Raw genomic sequence first — 14,891 nt, 5'->3', positions numbered from 1 at the left:
GGAAGTTGAGAGCCATCATGGACCTCAGGAACGCCCGGTGGCGCAAGTCCACCCGAAGCGGAGCAAGCGGCGGGAACTGCGTCGAGGTGGCAAGCAACCTGCCCGGCGTTGTGGCCGTCCGCGACTCGAAGGACGCCTCCAGACCGGCACTGACCTTCGCCCCCGCCGCCTGGGCAGCGTTCGTCGCCCAGATCGCAGAGCGGCCGTGAGTGGGCGTCTCGTCCGCTTAACACCTGCTTAAGAGACGTCTCGTAAATCCGAGCGGGGTTCGCAGCCGGATGCGATCCTCGGGGCATGACGGGCCCAGCACGGGATGACGCCGAGGTGGCATACATGCGGGAGGTCACCGCGCTGGCCGAGAGTCTCATCGCCGCGAAGGATCCTTACGAGGTAGCGCTGGACATCCACGGGGTGTCTGCGCATGCGTCGATCGAGGTGGATCCGGCCGGCTACGTGTACCTCATCTGGGGCGAACTTACCGACTGGGTGGAGCTCAAGCCTGACGAGCATGAGCAGGCCGCAGCTGAGATGGTCCGGGCGGCGCGGGAGTGGCTATCGCTGGACCTTGCCGATCGCGAGGCCGTGGCCAGGTATCTGGACTACTGGGTGCACGACGTATGCGGCTATGCAAGGCGGGCCGGCGCAGGCGCTGACTGACTGACTGACGAAAACTCTGCAAGGCGACACCTCGTAGCCCCGGGAATCTGTCTGTTGAGGATGGTGGGGCAGGATGCCGGGGTGCAGGTGATCTCGGCAGCTCGCTCGGAGTGGATCTTTCCGTTCACCGGGCTACAGCCCGCCCAGTTCCGCACGCTGGTCCGGCTGGTCGCCGAGCGTGGCGGTGACAGCATCGCTGACGGCCGGCCGGGCCGGCAGTGGGCCCTCGACCTCGCCGACCGGGTGCTGCTGGTGGCCGCGTACTGGCGCACGAACCTGACGATGCGCCAGATCGGCCCGCTGTTCGGGGTGTCGCATTCCGCAGCCCACCGGGTCATCGACACCCTCGCGCCGCTGCTGGCACTGGCGCCGGTGCGCAAGCGGCCAGTCGAGCAGATCGTGATCGTCGACGGCACCCTGATCCCCACCCGGGATCATCGCCTGGCCGCCCGGAGCAAGAACTACCGGTACTCGACGAACCTGCAGGTCGCCATCGACGCCTCCACCCGCCTGGTCATCGCCGTCGGCGACCCACAGCCCGGCAACCGCAACGACACCATCGTCTACCGCACCTCGGGCATCGCCGAGAAGCTGGACGGGCGGCCGGTGATGGCCGACGGCGGCTACCGAGGCAACCCCGAGGTGATCATGCCGTACCGCAAGCCGTCTAACGGCAGCGCGCTGCCGGACTGGAAAGAAGCCCTCAACGTCGAACACCGCACCGTCCGCGCCGGGGTCGAACACGCCCTGGCCAGGATGAAGTGCTTCAAGATCCTGCGCGACTACCGCCGCGCCGCCCACACATTGGCCGATGCCGCTTCTGGCATCGCCAACCTCCACAACATCATCCTCATCGGCTGACCGCCGGCAGGCGCTGGGACACGCCTTCACCCAGTTACGAGACATCCCTTAGCTTGATTTTTAACCTGTGCGGCGTGGCCTCGGGTTATTCGAAGTCTTCGTTTTCTTCGTGCCGGGTTTGGGTTTTGTGCTGGTGGCGGCGGTGACGATGTGGACGTCGTGGCGGGTTGCCGGGTGGCGGTTGCGTTGTCCGGGTGGTCGGCCTGGTCCTGGCCGGGAGGGTTTCGGTGCGCGGGCGGGGTTGCCGGCTTTGGTGCGTAGGTGCCGAAAGCCTCGGCGGACGCGGGCGGGCGTGAGTCGCTCAGGTGGTGCGGGGCGTTCCCAGGGCCGGCGGAGGTCGCCGACGGCGCCTCGGGCGAGGCGTAGCTGGGTGTAGGCGGCCAGCACCAGCCAGGTCCAGCGGTCAGCGGCGTGCGGGTCGCGGAGCTTCGGGCTGGTCCAGCCGAGGGTTTGCTTGAGCATGCGGAAGGTGTGTTCGATGTCGAAGCGGCGCAGGAACGCCTGCCAGAGCAGGTCGACCTCGGCGGTCGTGGCGGCGGGTTGGACCCACCACAGCCAGACCGGTTTCGCGGTGGCGCCGGAGGGCAGTCGGTCGACGGTCAGCAGGATCACGGTGCCCTCGATGATCGGCAGCGGGCCGTGCTGGGCGGTCCAGGCGGTGCGGTGGGTCAGCCTGGGGTGCAGCCGGTGCCAGGCCCGCGCGGTCGCGGTGCCGTAGAGACGGGTGTCGGTGCTCGTGGCCACATCCGGGTCGCCCCAGCTGCCCGGGTCACCGAAGATGAACTCGCCGCCATGCCTTGGTGGGCGGCCGGTGGTGCCGGGCAGCCGGGGTGGCGCGGGCCGGCGCAGCACCCGGTCGGAACGCATCCGCACCAACACCTGAACGGGCAGATCAGCCAGCAGGAACGCCAGCCGGGGACCGTCATAGCCGGCATCCGCGACGATCCACACGTCCGGATCACCAGGCTGCCACTGCTTGGCAGCGATCAGCCGCCGCACCACGTCGCGCAACTGGCCGGCGGTGATCGTGGCAGCGTCGTCGCCGGGCGCCAGCCGCCGGGCGTCCAACGGCGCGGTCCACGAGGTGCGCCCGGCCTCCAAGGCGGTGACGAACGAGTACGGCCAGCCCGGAACCCCGATATGCGTGTCCTTGCCACGCCCATAGGTGTGACACAACACCCGCTGCGGGCAGGTATGCGCCTCCGGCCGCAACCAGCACGTCACATCCACCGCCAGGACGATCCGCCCGTGCGCGGCCCGCGGCAGCGGCACCGCCGCCACCGCGGTCCGCAACCGCTCGACGTCGATCCGGCCCCGGTTCAACGCCGCATACAGCGAACCGTGACCACGGCGATGCTCACCCACCAGCGACAACTCCACCAACGAACGCACCGGAGCATCCCCGCACAACAACGCGTCCGCCAACTCGAACAACGCATCCCCACGAGCGGTCAGACAACGATGGAACTCACGCCGGAACGCCGCCAGCCGCCCGACCTCATCGGTCGCCCCGGCATCGTGCACACTGATCACCAGACAGCCCTTGGTTTGCGATCTTCTTCCCTAGACAAGAGGAATGATCGATCAAGGGCTGTCTCCATGATCAGCCGGGGTCGATGCCACCGCCCGACAGGTTAAAGATCAAGTTAGCGCAAGCCGGTCCTCGGCGTGTTCAAGCACCCGCTGCGCCCCCTGCTGCTCACTATCCAGACCGATGAAGCGGGCAACCAGCAAACCGCCGATGATGGCGACGAGGGCAGCAGTCGTCCCCGTAAGCGCTGACAGAAAGGTGGACGGATCGACGGGAGCGCCTACAAACGAAACGGGGTCCGACGGTGAAAGCGTTACCGAGGGCAACGGAGTTGGCTGACTCGATGAAATCATTCCCGCCTCATCGGGAGACGCGAGAGTAGGCAAGGGTAATGGAAGCCCAGGTTCAGCAGCCCACATCGATCATCACTCTCCGGACGTCGAACTTGACCAAGCAGATCAGCCTAGGTGACGCCTAATACGACCGCTGCCCCCTGGAGGGCCAGCCGTGCATCTCCAAGATCAGGTCGCATCCAGGGGGTCAGGGCCTCCCCAGAGCGTCAAACGTCCACCGATGATGACCATCAACAGCTATAGATGGCATGAAATACGACCGGGTCACAGCCCTGGTAGTGGCTGCGACCTGGTGGGCGACGGACGAGTCGACCTGTACGCCGGATTCTGTGCGCGGCGCGTACCCCGAGGGGTTTGCGCCGGCGGCGGCCATCCATCTCGGCCTGCCGTTGCCGGCAGGCTCCAGCGGCCTACCCGCAGACATCGGGCGGGCAGCCCTCAAGCGTCTGCGCCGGGTCGTCATCTTGCGGTGACTGCCCTTGCTTGGCCTTGCTCCGGGTGGGGTTTACCGAGCCACCCCGGTCACCCGGGGTGCTGGTGGGCTCTTACCCCACCGTTTCACCCTTACCGTCCCCGTTGGGGGTCGGCGGTCTGTTTTCTGTGGCACTGTCCCGCGGGTCACCCCGGGTTGCCGTTAACAACCACCCTGCCCTGTGGAGTCCGGACGTTCCTCGGCGGCGGGCCGGAGCCCGCCGACGCGACCGCCCGGTCGACTCGTCCGTCGCGCTCCCATCCTAACGACGAGCGTGCCGCCGGTATTGCCGCCCCGCTTGAACAAGATCGCGCTGCTCAAGGGCGGTCCGGCGGATCTGCCCCGGGAGGCGGGCGCTAGCCTCGTGGGGCTATGGATCTCTCCCACGCCGCGCTGCTGCTCGCCGCCGGTCTCGCCGCTGGCACGGTAAACGCGGTGGCCGGTGGCGGTTCACTGATCACGTTCCCGGCGCTGATCGCGATCGGGTTGCCGCCGGTGCCGGCGAACGTGAGCAACTCCGTCGCCGTGTTCCCCGGGTACGTGGCGAGCGTGGCGGGCAGCCGCATGGACCTGCCGCGCCCCCGGGCGCTTGCCACGCTGGTGCCGACCACCATTGTCGGCACGATCGTCGGGGCGTTGCTGCTGCTGGCCACGCCGGCCCGCGCGTTCGAGCTGGTCGTACCCTTTCTGGTCCTCGGCGCGACAGCGGTCCTGGCCTTCCAGGACCCGCTGCGCCGGCTGGTCGGCCACCCCCGCGACCTGTCGCCGCGACAGCGGACGGTCGCGGTGCAGACGATGGTCGCGCTCGGCTCGGTGTACGGCGGATACTTCGGCGCGGCGCTCGGGGTGATGCTCGTCGCCGGCCTGGCGCTGGTGCTGGACGCGACGCTGGCGCGGGTGAGCGCCATCAAGAATTTGCTCTCCGCGATCGTGGGGCTCACGACGCTCGTGGTGTTCGCCCTGTTCGGCCCGTTGAACTGGGCGGCCGTCGCGGTGGTCGCGCCGGCCACCCTGATCGGGGGGTACGCGGGCGCCCGGCTGGTCCGTCGGCTGCCGCCGGTGGTGCTCAAGACGCTGATCGTGGTGTTCGGTACGACGATCGGCCTCTACCTGCTCTATCGCGCGCTGACCTGAGCGGCCCGACGCCAAGATCCGCACGGCTTTCCGGGAAACCGCCGTGTCAGCGTGAGCTGAAGCAGCGGTTTCCCGGTAAAGCGTGCGGATCTTGAAAACGAGCCCGGGTCAGTAGGCCTCGCCTACCGGTTCTTCGGCGGTGTTCTCGGCGCTCGCGGCGCTGCGGTTCCAGCGGGACCACAGCACCCGCTCGCCGTAGCCGGCGGCCATCACGTGGGCGAACGCCAGGTAGACAAGCACGCCGACGGCGAGAACCCCGAAGCCGACCCAGAAGGGCAGCGCCAGTGAGCGCTCGGCGAGCTTGCCGGAGATGATCGGCGCGGGCGCTGCGGCCCCCCAGCGGACCAGGTTGAACGCGCCGGTGGCGAGCCTGCGGTCGCTGGAGCCGAGGCCGAGCGCCAGGTCGGTGAGGTTGGCATTGGCCAGGCCCATGCAGAGGCCGGCGAGCACGAGCACCACGAGCGCCTCGGCGGTGCTGGTGGAGGTCGCGAAGAGGACCATGCAGACCAGCAGGCCGGCGATGGCCACGCCGACGGTCTGCACCGCGCCGATCCGGTGGGCCAGCCGGTGGCCGATCACCAGGATGCCGGTGGCCAGGCCGAGGCCCCAGCCGGTGAACGCGAGCCCCAGCGGGACGACGTCGAGGCCCAGGAAGAGCGGCGTGTAGCCGAGCACGACGAAGAACACGAAGTTGTACGCGGCGGTCACCACGCAGAGGGCGATGAACGCCGGTTTGCGGTAGGTGGCGAAGATCTGGCCGACGCGTACCGGAGCCTGCCGGTTGGTGGGTTCGCGCAGCTTGCGGGCGGCCACACCGAGGGCGAGGACCATGAACACGCCGCAGACGAAGAACGGCAGCCGCCAGGAGACCTGGCCGAGCAGGCCGCCGATCAGCGGGCCGACGGCGAAGCCGAGGCCGAGGGCTGTCTCGAAGAGGCCGACGACCCATTCCCGGTCGATGGCCAGGTTGACGAGCACCACCATGGCGGTGGCGAAGAACATCGCGTTGCCCAGCCCCCAGACGCCGCGCAGCACGGACAGCTGCACGATGTTGTCGCTGAACGAGGCGAGGATGGCGGCCAGCCCGACCACCGAGACACCGGCGATCAGCACCGGCTTGAAACCGAAGCGGCCGCTGGCGAGCGTCGCCGGGATCATGCCGAGGGCCATGACCGCGATGTACGCGGTGAACAGCAGCTCGACCTGCCAGGCGGTGACCCCGATCGCCTCGCCGATGGCCGGCAGGATCGGGTCGACGACGGCGATGCCGGCGATGGCGAGGAAGGCCACAAGTGTGGTGGCGTAGATGGCACTGCGGTTCGGTTCGGAACTCCGATCCACTCCGACTCCCCAAGTAGCTGTATCGTACAGGTAGTTATTCTGTATCATACAGCTATGAGCGACGACCACGAGAGCACCCTCGGCCACATCGAGACCGAGGTGGCCCTGCTGATGCGCTTCGGCGAGGCAACCCGGCGGGCCACCGGCACCGACGAGCACCGGGTGCTGGACCGGGCGGCGTACGTCATCCTGCGGCACCTGGACTCCGCCGGCCCGCAGAACGTCTCGGCCCTCGCCGCGCGGCTCAACCTGGACGGTTCGACGGTGACCCGGCAGGTCTCCGCCCTGCAGCGCGACGGCCTGATCGTCCGCGCCCCCGACCCGACGGACGGCCGGGGCACTGTCATCTCCCCCACCCCGGCCGGGCTACAGCGGATGGCAGCCGTGCAGGCCGCCCGGATCAGGCTCTACGGGGACATGCTGGCCGGCTGGAGCGCCGAGGACCGGGCCAGCCTGGCGACCCTGCTGGGCCGCCTCAACCACGCCCTGATAAACCGCAACCGCTGACCGCGCCGCCGCTGACCCGCGCCCCAGGCGGACCGTGCCCCAGGCAGGCCGTGCCCCAGGCGGGCCGCGCCCCAGGCGGGCCGTGCCTGATTCGTCGGCGACATCAGCTCCAAAGGGCCCGAACGAGGCCCGCCCGTCCCGGCGGCGGCTCGCCCGGACGTCAATCACGCCGCGCGGCCCGCCCAGGCCACACCGACGCGGCCCGCCTGGGCGTACGCGAGGTCAGGCGACCGGTTCGCGGGCCGAGTCGGCGTCGCGCTCGACGCCCGGGGTGACGCGGGGGTCGCCCTCGTCGGCGAAGTAGTCGTCAGGCGTGGTGCCGTCGACGCCCTCGGACACCCTGGTGGCCCGCAGGATCAGCGTCAGCAGGGCGGCGACCGCCAGGTTGACAAGCACCGCCACGATGCCCACGTAGATCGTCTTGGGCGTGTCGAAGCCGAACTTCTCCAACGGGAACGCGGAACCGCCGAAGTGCTTCTTCGTCGGGCTGGCCACCTGGTAGAGCATCCACATGCCGAGCCCCATGCCGGCGACCCAGCCGGCGATCAGGGCGGTCCGGTGGAACCACCGGGTGTAGAGGCCCAGCGCCACGGCCGGCAGCGTCTGGAGGATGATCACGCCGCCGATGAGCTGGAGGTCGATCGAGAACTGCGGGTCGAGGAACACGATGCAGGCCACGGCCCCGACCTTGACCACCAGCGAGGTGATCTTCGAGACGTTCGCCTCCTGCGCCGGGCTGGCGTCCCGCTTCAGATACTCCTTGTAGATGTTGCGGGTGAACAGGTTCGCCGCCGCGATCGACATGATCGCGGCCGGCACCAGCGCGCCGATGCCGATCGCCGCGTACGCGACGCCGGCGAACCAGTCCGGGAACTGCTTGTCGAACAGCAGCGGCACGATCGTGTTGTTGTCGACGCTGCCCGCCGACGCCCCCGGCAGCGGCTTCACCCCGGCCGCGATGGCCATGTAGCCGAGCAACGCGATCAGACCGAGCAGCAGGCTGTACGCCGGCAGCGCGGACATGTTGCGCTTGATCACGTCGCGGTTGCGGCTGGCCAGCACGCCGGTGATGCTGTGCGGGTAGAGGAACAGCGCCAGAGCCGAGCCGAACGCCAACGTGACGTACTGCAACTGGTTGTTGCCGTTGAGCAGGATGCCGTCGTTCGGGTTCGGTGACGCCTGGAACTTCGCGTCCGCGGCGTCGAAGATGTCACCCCAACCGCCGAGCTTGTACGGCAGGTAGATGACCGTCACCAGGATGACGACGTAGATCAGGCTGTCCTTGACGAACGCGATGAGCGCCGGTGCGCGCAGCCCCGACTGGTAGGTGTACGCGGCCAGGATGGCGAACGCGATGATGATCGGCAGGTGCCGGGCCAGGGTGCTCTCCCCCGTGACGCCCATCGTCTTCAGGACCGCCTCGATGCCCACAAGTTGCAGCGCGATGTAGGGCATCGTGGCCACGATGCCGGTGATCGCGATCAGCAGCGCCAGCACCGGCGAGTCGAACCGGGTACGGACGAAGTCGGCCGGGGTGACGAAGCCGTGCCGGTGCGAGACCGACCAGAGCCGGATCAGCACCAGGAAGACCAGCGGGTAGACGACGATCGTGTACGGCACGGCGAAGAACCCGGCCGCTCCGGCCCCGAACATCAGCGCCGGCACCGCCACGAAGGTGTACGCGGTGTAGAGGTCACCGCCGACCAGGAACCAGGTGATCCAGCCGCCGAAGCTGCGCCCGCCCAGCCCCCACTCGTCGAGGTGCGCCATGTCGGTCGGCCGCCGCCAGCGCGCGGCGACGAAGCCCATCGCGCTGACCAGCAGGAACAGCACGGAGAAGACGATGATCTCGGTGAGATGGTCGCGCCACATCAGCGGCCTCCCCGCTTCTTCGTCATCTGGTACACAAGCGTCGTGGTGGAGACGCCGAGCAGGATCCAGGCCAGTTGCAGCCAGTAGTAACGCGGGAACCCGAAGATCCGGGGCGCGTCGCTGTTGAAGAACGCCGGGATCAGCGGCACCAGGATGGGGAGAAAGAGCAACCAGTTCCAGGGACTGTGGTCCTTCGCCCGGGTCGGCGCCGTGGTGGGCGCCTCCGGTTCCGGTGCAGGCATCTGACACACCTCCGGGGAGTCGTGGCACGCGATGTAACGGCCGGAGGCTACGACTCTCTGACCGCCGTCACGATCAGCGCGTGGACGGCTCTGCGCCGAACGGCCGACCGGCTGCGCCGAACGGCGCGACCGGCCGGTCGGCCAGCTGGGTTGGGATGTGCCGGCTCAGAGGGCGGCGAGGTGCGCGGTGTCGTTGACCGTGCGTACCGCGATGCCGCCGTCGGGCCACATGTCGAGCACCGAGATGCCGGCCGCGTCCAGGAAGAGCCGGTGCAGGAAGGCGTCGCTGGCGGCGAGGGCGTCGCGCAGCGCAAGCTTGATCGGCGAGACGTGCGAGACGACCACCACGGTCTCCCCGGGGTACGCCTTCGGCAGCGCGCCGACGACCCGGTGCACACGTTCGGCGACCTGGGTGAACGACTCCCCACCGGGCGGGGCGATCCGTGGCGAGGCGAGCCAGGCGTCCATCTCCCCCGGCCACTGCTGGCGTACCTCGGCGAAGGTGCGCCCCTCCCACTGACCGAAGTCGCACTCGATCAGGTCGGCCTCGGTACGCACGGGCACGTCACCGATCGCCCCGGCGATCGCGGCGGCGGTGGCCGTACACCGGGAAAGGGGTGAGCTGAGCACGGCCGCGACGGACGGGGCCAGCGCGGCCACCCGGGCAGCGGTGGCGCGGGCCTGTGCCCGGCCGCGCTCGGAGAGCGGCACGTCGCCGCGGCCGGAGTAGCGGCCCTGCTCGGTGTACGCGGTCTCGCCGTGGCGCACGAGGATCAGGCGGGTGGCCGTGAAGCTCGGCCGGGGTTCCCAGGAGGCCGGCGCGGTCGCCGGGTCGCTGCCCGTCGAGGCGCCCCCGGTCGGGGCGCTGGCCGAGGCCGGTGCGCCGAGGGAGGCCGGCGGGGTGGGTCGGCCGGCGGCGGCGTCCATGGCGGCGTTGGCGAGCGCGTCGGCGTGCCGGTTCTGCTCGCGGGGGATCCAGGTGAAGCGGACCGCGTCGAAGCGGCCCACCAGGGTGGCCGCCTGGGCGGCGAGCGGACGCAGGCCGGGGTGCTTGATCTGCCACCGGCCGCACATCTGCTCGACCACCAGCTTGGAGTCCATCCGGACGTCCACCTCGGCGGCGTCCACGTCGGCGGCGGCCCGCAGACCGGCGATCAGCCCCTGGTACTCGGCGACGTTGTTGGTAGCCGTGCCCAGCGACTCGGAGCGCTCGGCGAGCACCTCGCCGGTCTCCGAGTCGCGCACCACCGCGCCGTAGCCGGCCGGCCCCGGATTGCCCCGGGACCCACCGTCGGCCTCGACGACGACCACGCGCGGCGCCACGACCTACAGGCCCGACTCGTTGGTACGGACCATGATCCGTCGGCAGTCCTCGCAGCGGACCACGTCGTCCGGGGCGGCCTTGCGGATGCGGGCCAGGTCGGCGCCGGAGAGGTCCAGCCGGCAGCCACCGCAGCGGCCGGCGGTGAGCAGGGCCGCGCCCAGCCCGGTGTCCGCGCGGATCTTGTCGTAGAGGGTGACCAGCTCGGCGGGGAGGTCGGCCGCGAGCGGCTGCCGGGCGCCCCGCTTGAACTCCTCCTCCTTGGCGATCTCGGCGAGCGCGTCGTCGCGGCGCTGCTCGGTGGCGGCGCGCTTCTCCCGGGCGTCGGCCAACCGCTGCTCCACGCCGTCCAGCACGCTCTGCGCGGTCTCGCGCTGCTCCATCAGCTCCAACTCGGCGTCCTCCAGGTCACCCTGGCGCCTGTTGAGCGAGGCCAGCTCGTGCTGGAGCGCCTCCAGCTCGCGGGCCGGACCGGTGCCGGCGGCGAGCCGGTTCTGGTCCTTCTCCTTGCGGGCCCGCACCTGCTCGACGTCCTTCTCCAGGCGGGCGATGTCCCGGTCCAGGTCGTCGACCGCGACCTGGGCGCGAACCCGCTCGTCCTCCAGCGACGACAGCTCCCGGGCCAGCGCCTCCAGTTCGGCCCGCTCCGGCAGCGACCGGCGGCGGTGCGCGAGCTGGGCGAGGTTGGTGTCGATCGCCTGAAGGTCGAGCAGGCGGCGCTGGACCTGGGGGTCAGCCTTCACGGTCGGGCTCCTTGTCGTCCACAACGGGTGCGGCGGCGTGCACGGTCCACGGGTCGGTGTCCAGGTCGGACACCAGCGTCTCGACGCCCGGCGCCTCTCGGAGGAGGGCGGCCAGGTCGTCCAGCCACGGTCGTTCGGTCGCCCAGTGAGCGGCGTCGATCAGGGCGGGACCATCGGCGGCGAGGTGCTCGCTGGCCGGATGGTGCCGCAGGTCGGAGGTGAGAAACGCGTCCACCCCGGCGGCGGTCGCGGCGCCGAGGAAGCTGTCCCCCGACCCGCCGCTGACGGCGAGGGTACGAACCATACGCCCGGGATCCCCCGCGGCGCGAACTCCCCAGGACGTGACGGGGAGCACGGCGGCGGCGTGCCGGGTCAGCTCGGCGAGTGTCATCGGACGGGGCAGCTCCCCGATCCGGCCGATGCCCCGGTCGTCGCCATGGGCGGGCGAGCCGGTCGCCGGTCGCTGCAACGGACGCAGCCCGGTCAGGCCGAACCGGGCGGCGAGGGCGTCGGAGACGCCGGGGGACGCCACGTCGGCGTTGGTGTGCGCCACGTAGAGCGCCACGCCGGCCCGGATGAGCTGGTGGACGATCCGCCCCTTGACTGTCGTCGGGGCGACCGACGAGACCCCCCGCAGCAGCAGCGGGTGATGCGCGACGATCATGTCCGCGCCGACGGCGAGCGCCTCGGCGACCGTCTCGGGAACCACGTCGACCACGCAGAGCACCCGCCGGACCGGGGCGCTCGGCTCGCCGAGCACCAGGCCGACGCGGTCCCATTCCTCGGCCCAGCTCGGCGGGTAGCGCCGTTCCAACTCGGCGACGACGTCCGTCACCGTGGCTGTGGATGCGCTGATGCTCACGGCGGGCCAGCTTACCGGCGCGGGGAGCTTCGGGCGGCGACGCCCGGCCCGACCGCGCCGGTCCGTCGAGCCGGCCGAGGCGACCGCCGGACGCTCAGGCGGCCCGGTACGCGACGGTCCGCAGCGCGGCCAGCGGCATCTGCCAGGGGAACGCGTGCAGATGTTGTTCACCCGTTCCGGGCGGGTGCAGGGCGACCACATGGTCACCGAAGAGCACCGTGACGCCCCAGTCGGCCAGCCGGGCCACGCCGGCCCGGAACGCCGGGTGGGCGGCCATCGCGACATTCGTGTACGGCACCGCGACGATCGGAACGCCCTTGCCCTGTGCCTCGACGAGCAACCCGAGAGCGAGGGTGTCGGCGATGCCGGCGGCCCACTTGTTCACCGTGTTCACTGTCGCCGGGCAGACGATCATGGCGTCGGCCGGCGGCAGCACGTCCGGGTCACCGGGTTTCTTGTAGTGCGTCCGCACCGGGTGGCCGGTCTGCCGCACCAGGGCCGGCTGGTCGACGAACTTGGCGCCGTCCGGCGTGGTGATCACGCAGACGTCCCAGTCGTCCGACTGGGCCAGGTCGACCAGACGACCGACGTGGCGGGCCAGCGGCGAACCGCAGGCGATGACGTAGAGCACCGCACGGCGCTCGCTGGTGCGTGGTGCGCCGGTCACCAAGCCGGCTCCGCGCTCATACCCCTACTCCCATGTGCTCAGCCAACTCCGCTATCGGAGAAGGCGGCGCACCACGTGTGCGACGTAGGACGTCCGACATCACCTCGTGCGCGATGGGCCGGCAGCGGATCTCCGACGGCGCGAGCCGGTCGCCGAGCAGCAACATCTCGCCGGCGTTCGCCACGTCGCCGATCTGGGCGTACCCCCGGGCGATGTCGAGCAGGTGGTGGGCGCGGCGCTCGGGCAGCAACGCGTTGAAGGCGGGCTCCACGATGCGTACGTGCACCTCGACGGCGCGGCCCCCGTCTCCCAACTCGACGGCGGCGGCGGCCCGGTGCAGCTCGACGTTCGTCGGGCCGAACGAGGTCCAGTAGTGGTTGTGGTCCCCGCCGAGCAGCGTGGCGGCCTCCTGCGCACAGTTGATCAGGTCGTCGACGCTTGCCGAGTCGCCGATCCGGGACGCGGCCATCGCCCCCTGCAACAGCAGCATCCCGTAGACGGACAGCCGGGCCGGGGAGACCTCGTTGCTGCCGCCCGGCGCCAGCCGGTTGGCGATCTGGACGTTCAGCTCCAGCGCCGGTCGGGCCCGGCCCATGGCGACCAGGGCGTTGCAGACCCGGGTGGTGGCGATGCCTGCCAGCAGCGGGTCGTCGGCCCGCTGGGCCACCGCCATCGACCGGTCGGCGGCCAGCCAGGCCAGCTCGAACTCGCCGAGCTTGCGCAGCACCGACGAGGCGATCTGGTACACCTGCCCGAGCAGGTGGGCCGCCTCCGGCGCCTGCGTTCCCCCGTAGGCGGCGTCGGCCGCCTGAGCGTCGCGCAGCAGCTTCGGCAGCGCCCGGGTGAGCATCCCGTAGCGGCCGTACTGGTAGGTGAGCCAGGCGTGGTTGACGGCCTTGCGCATGTCGTCGAGCGGAGGGGGGTACGGCACGGCGTCGAAGTAGGCGCTCATCGAGTCGTACCGCTCCAGGGCCGCCCGGATCTCCTGCACCTCGACCTGGTCGATGCAGTTCAACCCGTCGGTACGCCGCTCCGGGTCCCGGCCCATCAGCAACTGCACGTCCATCTGGAGGATGTCGGCGATCTCGTAGAGGACGGAGAACTTGTCCAGCCGGCGGACGCCCCGCTCGACCTTGTCCACCCAGCTCTTCGACTTGCCCAGGCGGTCGGCGAAGACCTGCTGCGACATCTTGCGGCGCCCCCGCCAGTAGGCCACTCGCCGCCCAATGGGTAGCTCGTCCATCTCCCCATCCCTCCCCTGCCGTCGCCACCCATCGGGTGCCGACGATGTCCGCGGGTGCGGCGATCAGTCGTCCGTCTTGAAGTTTTCGCTGGTCGCACAGCCTGTACGTCAGTCGGACAGCCAGTCCTCGTAACTTTCGTGCAAGTTGCACGAGCCGTTCGTCAACCTCAACGATCGTGGGTTACGGCAGTGACGGTGCTCGACATGCGACCTGGCGTTCGCCGGGCCCAACGAGGGGAGATGGCACACATGTGGGGGAACGTCGTACCGCGCGTCGCCGAACTGTCGCCGCTGGAACGCGTCCGGCTGCGCCGGGTCGCCATCCGGTACGCCGTACACGGCTGGGAGGTGACGCCCGGCGCCTGCCTCGCCCGCAGCAGGTTCGTGTGCGGTCGGGCCGGCTGCCCCACTGTGGGTTGCCACCCCGCCCTGGAGAACTGGGAGCTGGCCGCCACCACCGACCCGGCCCGGGTGGCCACCTGGTGGCGCACCCGCCCGCACGGTGTGCTGCTGCCCACCGGACGGACCTTCGACGTGCTGGAGGTGCCGGCCCACCTCGGCCGGCACGTGCTCGACGCCGTGCAGGTCCACCCGGCCGGCACCGGCGTACGCGGACCCGTGCTCGTCACGCCCACCGGCCGGTGGATGTTCCTGGTCCGTCCCGGCGACCCGCTCCGACCGGAGTTGGAGCACTGCTTCCACGTCGTCCGGCACGGGCCGGGCTCGTGGATCCCGGCGCCGCCCACCCGGCTGCCCGAGGGGACCGTCCGCTGGGCGGTCGCCCCGGAGCAGGCCCGCTGGCAGCTCCCCGACTCCTACCTGGTGCAGAACACCCTGATCGAGGCGCTGCGGGCCAGCGGGGTGACGCTCGCACCCGACCTGCTCCCCGGTCACCTGCCGCTGCCTCGCCGGGGTAGGTGACCCGGCCCCGGCCGACGATTCGATCCGGTGGCCGACAGCGTCGCCGGGCGGCCGGCGCTCGTTGAGCAGGTGACCGCGCGAACGCGCGCCACGAACGGGGGAACGATGTCCACACACGACAGGTCGCCGTATCCCGGCGGCACCGAACCGCCCCGTCGCAGCCA

15 protein-coding genes and 1 other RNA gene are annotated in these 14,891 nt (G+C 70.5%); 6 read left to right on the top strand and 10 right to left on the bottom strand.

All coding sequences use genetic code 11. The features are described from left to right. Positions 1 to 17: 17 nt before the first annotated feature. From ACGFIE_RS18545 to ACGFIE_RS18535, 3 genes are all read left to right on the top strand, one after another. Positions 18 to 209, top strand: coding sequence for a DUF397 domain-containing protein (locus ACGFIE_RS18545; protein WP_393296091.1), 192 nt, complete (start codon positions 18 to 20; stop codon positions 207 to 209). 85 nt (positions 210 to 294) lie between these two features. Then, on the top strand, positions 295 to 657 hold the full coding sequence (locus ACGFIE_RS18540; RefSeq protein WP_393296089.1) for a hypothetical protein: 363 nt from the start codon (positions 295 to 297) through the stop codon (positions 655 to 657). Between the two features lie 81 nt (positions 658 to 738). After that, positions 739 to 1,518, top strand: a complete 780-nt coding sequence (locus ACGFIE_RS18535) for a transposase family protein (RefSeq protein WP_393296400.1) — start codon at positions 739 to 741, stop codon at positions 1,516 to 1,518. Positions 1,519 to 1,578: 60 nt separating this feature from the next. Here the strand turns inward: ACGFIE_RS18535 and ACGFIE_RS18530 are convergent, their stop codons facing one another. After that, positions 1,579 to 3,051, bottom strand: coding sequence for an NF041680 family putative transposase (locus ACGFIE_RS18530; RefSeq protein ID WP_393296087.1), 1,473 nt, complete (start codon positions 3,049 to 3,051; stop codon positions 1,579 to 1,581). A gap of 651 nt (positions 3,052 to 3,702) precedes the next feature. Further along, an RNA gene (gene rnpB / locus ACGFIE_RS18525) (RNase P RNA component class A) lies at positions 3,703 to 4,119 on the bottom strand. Between the two features lie 127 nt (positions 4,120 to 4,246). On the opposite strand from rnpB, the gene ACGFIE_RS18520 reads away from it, so the two are divergent. Next, entirely contained in the window at positions 4,247 to 5,008 is a 762-nt protein-coding gene (locus ACGFIE_RS18520; RefSeq protein WP_393296085.1) for a sulfite exporter TauE/SafE family protein, read from the top strand. Positions 5,009 to 5,116: 108 nt separating this feature from the next. Here the strand turns inward: ACGFIE_RS18520 and ACGFIE_RS18515 are convergent, their stop codons facing one another. Continuing rightward, the gene (locus tag ACGFIE_RS18515) at positions 5,117 to 6,349 is read right to left on the bottom strand and encodes an MFS transporter (protein ID WP_393296083.1); all 1,233 of its coding nucleotides are present in this window, start codon (positions 6,347 to 6,349) and stop codon (positions 5,117 to 5,119) included. Positions 6,350 to 6,403: 54 nt separating this feature from the next. On the opposite strand from ACGFIE_RS18515, the gene ACGFIE_RS18510 reads away from it, so the two are divergent. Continuing rightward, the gene (locus tag ACGFIE_RS18510; protein ID WP_393296081.1) at positions 6,404 to 6,856 is read left to right on the top strand and encodes a MarR family winged helix-turn-helix transcriptional regulator; all 453 of its coding nucleotides are present in this window, start codon (positions 6,404 to 6,406) and stop codon (positions 6,854 to 6,856) included. A gap of 222 nt (positions 6,857 to 7,078) precedes the next feature. Here the strand turns inward: ACGFIE_RS18510 and mctP are convergent, their stop codons facing one another. From mctP to ACGFIE_RS18475, 7 genes are all read right to left on the bottom strand, one after another. Next, on the bottom strand, positions 7,079 to 8,728 hold the full coding sequence (gene mctP / locus ACGFIE_RS18505; RefSeq protein WP_393296079.1) for a monocarboxylate uptake permease MctP: 1,650 nt from the start codon (positions 8,726 to 8,728) through the stop codon (positions 7,079 to 7,081). Next, entirely contained in the window at positions 8,728 to 8,970 is a 243-nt protein-coding gene (locus ACGFIE_RS18500; RefSeq protein ID WP_363683299.1) for a DUF3311 domain-containing protein, read from the bottom strand. The genes mctP and ACGFIE_RS18500 overlap by 1 nt, the downstream gene beginning before the upstream one ends. A 165-nt stretch (positions 8,971 to 9,135) precedes the next feature. Beyond that, positions 9,136 to 10,293, bottom strand: coding sequence for a bifunctional RNase H/acid phosphatase (locus tag ACGFIE_RS18495; protein WP_393296077.1), 1,158 nt, complete (start codon positions 10,291 to 10,293; stop codon positions 9,136 to 9,138). Positions 10,294 to 10,296: 3 nt separating this feature from the next. Then, positions 10,297 to 11,034: a zinc ribbon domain-containing protein gene (locus tag ACGFIE_RS18490; protein ID WP_393296075.1), complete on the bottom strand. Its 738-nt coding sequence runs from the start codon at positions 11,032 to 11,034 to the stop codon at positions 10,297 to 10,299. Then, a complete protein-coding gene (locus ACGFIE_RS18485) occupies positions 11,024 to 11,896 on the bottom strand; it encodes a Nif3-like dinuclear metal center hexameric protein (protein ID WP_393296073.1) in 873 nt (290 codons plus the stop codon). The genes ACGFIE_RS18490 and ACGFIE_RS18485 overlap by 11 nt, the downstream gene beginning before the upstream one ends. A 94-nt stretch (positions 11,897 to 11,990) precedes the next feature. Further along, on the bottom strand, positions 11,991 to 12,563 hold the full coding sequence (locus ACGFIE_RS18480; RefSeq protein ID WP_393296071.1) for a flavoprotein: 573 nt from the start codon (positions 12,561 to 12,563) through the stop codon (positions 11,991 to 11,993). Positions 12,564 to 12,579: 16 nt separating this feature from the next. Next, positions 12,580 to 13,806 (bottom strand): helix-turn-helix domain-containing protein, encoded by a 1,227-nt coding sequence (locus ACGFIE_RS18475; RefSeq protein WP_393296069.1) that lies wholly within the window; start codon positions 13,804 to 13,806, stop codon positions 12,580 to 12,582. Positions 13,807 to 14,055: 249 nt separating this feature from the next. Here ACGFIE_RS18475 and ACGFIE_RS18470 point away from each other — a divergent pair, with 249 nt between their 5' ends. Further along, positions 14,056 to 14,727, top strand: coding sequence for a bifunctional DNA primase/polymerase (locus tag ACGFIE_RS18470; protein WP_007463422.1), 672 nt, complete (start codon positions 14,056 to 14,058; stop codon positions 14,725 to 14,727). The last annotated feature ends 164 nt before the right edge of the window (positions 14,728 to 14,891 follow it).

It is taken from the genome of Micromonospora sp. NPDC049275, from assembly GCF_043197115.1.
Taxonomy (GTDB): Bacteria; Actinomycetota; Actinomycetes; order Mycobacteriales; family Micromonosporaceae; genus Micromonospora.
Note: the sequence above shows the minus strand (reverse complement) of the source record. Positions and strands in the feature narration are given on the sequence as shown.

Excerpts from the sequence above, each read along its gene's own strand:
- mctP (WP_393296079.1), bottom strand. The coding sequence starts at position 8,728 with ATGTGGCGCGACCATCTCACCGAGATCATCGTCTTCTCCGTGCTGTTC.
- ACGFIE_RS18545 (WP_393296091.1), top strand. The coding sequence starts at position 18 with ATGGACCTCAGGAACGCCCGGTGGCGCAAGTCCACCCGAAGCGGAGCA.
- ACGFIE_RS18470 (WP_007463422.1), top strand. The coding sequence starts at position 14,056 with ATGTGGGGGAACGTCGTACCGCGCGTCGCCGAACTGTCGCCGCTGGAA.
- ACGFIE_RS18540 (WP_393296089.1), top strand. The coding sequence starts at position 295 with ATGACGGGCCCAGCACGGGATGACGCCGAGGTGGCATACATGCGGGAG.
- ACGFIE_RS18510 (WP_393296081.1), top strand. The coding sequence starts at position 6,404 with ATGAGCGACGACCACGAGAGCACCCTCGGCCACATCGAGACCGAGGTG.
- ACGFIE_RS18520 (WP_393296085.1), top strand. The coding sequence starts at position 4,247 with ATGGATCTCTCCCACGCCGCGCTGCTGCTCGCCGCCGGTCTCGCCGCT.
- ACGFIE_RS18500 (WP_363683299.1), bottom strand. The coding sequence starts at position 8,970 with ATGCCTGCACCGGAACCGGAGGCGCCCACCACGGCGCCGACCCGGGCG.
- ACGFIE_RS18475 (WP_393296069.1), bottom strand. The coding sequence starts at position 13,806 with ATGGACGAGCTACCCATTGGGCGGCGAGTGGCCTACTGGCGGGGGCGC.